Below are 3,587 nucleotides of genomic sequence, written 5' to 3'. Positions count from 1 at the left end.
GCTGAGGCAGCTCAAGGCGTTGCGGGAGGTGGTGGGCTAGTGGTCACCCTTCGGCGAGAAGCCCTGTAGCCGCGGCGGCCAGGGCCGCGCTCGCAACCAGTAACCATCCCTCAGGCAGCAGTCCCAGCCACGGGCGGTGAATCCGCGCCGGCCGGTCGGCGCGGGCTGCCCGGGCCGGCGCGGCCTTCATAGCTGCGGCCCGGCCCGTCCGGAGGTCCGCGGCGCGTTCCAGTAGCTTGGGCGCTGCAAACAGCATTAGCAGGCGGGCGCCGTCGCTGCATGGAAGACAGGGATTGTCCCACAGCAGTTCCTGCAGCCGCGCCTCGCCACGCAGCGCCTCCGCCAGCGCCGTTGGCGAGCGGCGCTCCGCTCGCAGGCGGTCCTCGATCGCGGCCGCGATGTGGGCCGGACCTCCGGAGGCTGCGGGGGCTGACTCCAGGGCTGCGCTGCGAACCGCCAGCCGCTCGATAGGCTCGCAGCGAAGCTCGGCGAGGAGCGACGCGGTGTCCATCTCCGACACTACGCCCGGGCGCTCGACGTCGCGGGCCGCGGCCAGCAGCGCGAGGCCAAGCAACTGGTCGCGCGCCGCCCCGGAGAACGCGAGCTCTCCAGCGTTACCACGGAGCAGATCCGGCGCCGCGGAGATCGACTTGCGCGAGATCAGGTCCTCGCAACGCCAGCGCGCGTCCATCACGGCCCGCAGCACGGCCTGGGTCAGCAACCTGGCGTCATCATCCCTAGGCGGGCTCACGAGCGGGCTCCACGCTGATGACGCGCAGCACATGGATGCGCCCGTCCTCGGTGCGCAGGCCCATGGACTCGCCAGCGGGAAGGCCGATCAGCGACGCTCCCACCGGAGAAAGGACGGAGAGCCGGTTCCGGTCGATGTCCGCCTCGTCCGGCGGCACAATCTGGACGGTGCGGGTCCGGCCGGTCATCAGGTCGGCAAACTCCACGACCGAGTAGAGGCGGACAACCGGCCGGCGGAGCGCCTTTTCAGTGAGCACCGTGGCGCGGGCAAGTTCGTCGCCGAGCAGGCGTGCGCCGAGCGTGTCCCCAGATGCGGCGAAGCGCGACAGGCGCTCGTAGTCGATGTCCGTCACATAGACGGGGGGCTTCCGAAGTTGGTGCGAGCGAAGTGACATGATCATCCTTGTGGTGGATCGGCAGCCGCTAGGGGCTGACGTAGTTTGAGGGGTGCGGCGACTGGCGCCGGAGCGCGCGCTGTGTTCCACAGTCTTCACTGCGTGCGCGGCAGCGCTAGGCGGGACCGAGACCAGGAAAAGTCACGTGCCGCGAGCAGTCGCGCCGGCCGTAGTCGGTCTGTGAAAATAAAACGGGGATATTCCCCGGATCCTAAGCTTTGCGCTTACCGGACCCGGGGCGAGTCGCCTGCGACGACGCGCCCGCCGTGGTGAACACGGCGTTCGAATTCAACCCAAATTCTCATAACATCACAAAGATGGTCATGCCTGGCGTGAAAGTCAAACCGCGCGCGCGTCGCTCGGTTCCTGGCCCCGACTTGACCGCGCGCGGCCCGCCGCCGCACATCCTGCGATGATGGACCAGTACGCCCGGCCTCAGCAGCTCGTCCCGGTCACCCGCCGCCGACGCCTCAATATCCTGGCGATGGGCGAGGGTCGTCCGACGGTCGTGTTGGCGGCGGGGTATCTGGGCGGAACGCTGGACTGGGGGCTGGTGCAGCCTCACGTGGCGCGTTTCGCGCGGGTGGTGTCGTTCGATCCGCCCGGGCTAGGCTTCAGCGATCCGGCGCCGGGGGCACGCACCTCCACGGCCATCGTGCGCGACCTGCGCGCCGCCCTGGCCGCCGCCGGCATTCCGCCGCCCTATGTGCTGGTGGGGCACTCGGCCGGAGCACTGCGGATGCATCTGTTCGCGGCGAATCATCCGGAGGAGGTCGCGGGCCTGGTGATGGTGGATGGCGTGACCGCCGACTGCGTCCGGCGCCTGCCCGGCACGTCACGGGTGATGGCCGAGGACCGCGCCGTCTTCCGTCGGATGCTGCGCAAGGCGCGAGCCGGGATCCTGACGCCGGACGACACGGACTATATCGAACGTATCGGGCTGCCGCGCGCGGGGCTCAGTCCCGCGGTGAACCAGGCGCTGCACGAGATGTGGACCCGACCCTCCTACCTGAGCACCGCCATCCGCGAGGGGCTGGCGATCGCTGCGCCGACGGCCGAGGAACTGGCGGCAGACCGGCGCTCGTTGGGCGACCTGCCGCTGGTGGTGCTCTCGGCCGGGTCCGGCGCCCACGAGGCGTTCATCGACAGCGAGGCGGAGGCCGACGCCTGGACCGCGATGCACGACGAGATCGCCGCGCTTTCCTCGCGCGGGGTGCGGCGGACCGTACCTTGCGGACACAACATCCCGGTCGAGCAGCCCCGCGCCGTAGTGGAGGCGATCGAACACGTGCTGGCGGCGGTCCGCCCGGGCAGCGAAGCCCGGGGGTCGCACTAGGATGCGGGTCATCGTCACCCAGCCGGCTCGCCGGAGCGCGGACGGCGTCTCCGACATCGCGAGCGCCCGAAGGCTTCTAGGGCGGGGCGTCGAGGTCCGCGGCGGCGACTTGGTGCTGCTGCCCGAACTGATCGGCGGGGACGCCGGTGCGGCGGCCTACCGGGCGGAGGTGCAGGCGCTGGCGGCCGACCTCAGGGTCTGGGTGGTGGGCGGCTCGCACTTCGCGGATGAGGCGGGCGAACGGACCAACCGCGGGATTGTGGCCGATCCCAGCGGTCAGGTGATCGCCAGCTACGGGAAGCTGAATCCCTACGGCGACGAGCGTTCGCGCGCCGCTGGGTCCGGACCGGGGCCCGCCAGCTTCCAAGTTGGCGACCTGTCCTGCCTGGTGATGATCTGCGCCGACTTCTGGCATGCCAGCGCCTTCGCCACGGCGCGCCCGCTGCCGGACCTGATCCTCGTACCCGCCTTCTCGCTGAGCCAGCGGCCGGACCCCCACATGGCCCGCGCCCGGTGGCGCCACGCTATGGTCGCCCGAGCGTACGAGTTCGCGGCCTTCGTGGCGGTGAGCGACTGGGCCCACCCGGTGCGCTACGAGACCGCAACCAGCAGCGGGGTGGCGGGGCTGGCGCATCCCAACCCATCGCACCGCGGCGGCCTGCACCAGCCGCTGGGTCGGCGGCGGGCGGCGGCGTTCGACCTCGACATGGAGGCGGTTCGGGAGCTGCGGGCGAACCGCGAGGGCCGCGGCTTCGATCTCACCCGACATCTGCGGGGCTGACAGGGCAGGAGCCGCCCCCGCGCCGCCCCTGCTTGACCCGACGGGCGACCCGCCGCACACCGACGACCATGGACCTGGCCGCCCTTCAGAGCCTGCTCGACGAACTGCCAGGCAAGCGCGTCGCCTGCGTCGGCGACCTGATGGTGGACCGCTATGTCTACGGCAGCGTCAGCCGCGTCTCGCCCGAGGCGCCGATCCCGGTGCTGGTCCGTTCGCGGGAGCTGAAGATGCTGGGCGGCGCGGGCAACGTGGCCCGCAACATCGCCGCGCTGGGCGGTTCCGTGGCCCTGGTCGGGCTGGTGGGCGGCGACGCGGAGGGGCACGA

General features: G+C 71.2%; 5 protein-coding genes. 3 read left to right on the top strand and 2 right to left on the bottom strand.

The features are described 5' to 3' along the window. Window positions 1-43: 43 nt before the first annotated feature. Entirely contained in the window at window positions 44-721 is a 678-nt protein-coding gene (locus QZV94_RS01930; RefSeq protein WP_293676113.1) for a hypothetical protein, read from the bottom strand. Window positions 722-737: 16 nt separating this feature from the next. Next, window positions 738-1,145: a GreA/GreB family elongation factor gene (locus QZV94_RS01925; RefSeq protein WP_293676112.1), complete on the bottom strand. Its 408-nt coding sequence runs from the start codon at window positions 1,143-1,145 to the stop codon at window positions 738-740. 412 nt (window positions 1,146-1,557) lie between these two features. Between QZV94_RS01925 and QZV94_RS01920 the strand changes: the two genes are divergently transcribed. From QZV94_RS01920 to QZV94_RS01910, 3 genes are all read left to right on the top strand, one after another. Continuing rightward, window positions 1,558-2,481, top strand: a complete 924-nt coding sequence (locus QZV94_RS01920; RefSeq protein ID WP_293676111.1) for an alpha/beta hydrolase — start codon at window positions 1,558-1,560, stop codon at window positions 2,479-2,481. Window position 2,482: 1 nt separating this feature from the next. Beyond that, on the top strand, window positions 2,483-3,262 hold the full coding sequence (locus QZV94_RS01915) for a carbon-nitrogen hydrolase family protein (protein ID WP_293676110.1): 780 nt from the start codon (window positions 2,483-2,485) through the stop codon (window positions 3,260-3,262). A 68-nt stretch (window positions 3,263-3,330) separates the two neighbouring features. Beyond that, window positions 3,331-3,587, top strand: a 257-nt coding sequence (locus QZV94_RS01910; protein WP_293676109.1) for a PfkB family carbohydrate kinase, incomplete at its 3' end; no start/stop codon positions are given.

Source organism: uncultured Phenylobacterium sp., from assembly GCF_902826855.1.
Lineage (GTDB): Bacteria > Pseudomonadota > Alphaproteobacteria > Caulobacterales > Caulobacteraceae > Phenylobacterium.
Note: the sequence above shows the minus strand (reverse complement) of the source record. Positions and strands in the feature narration are given on the sequence as shown.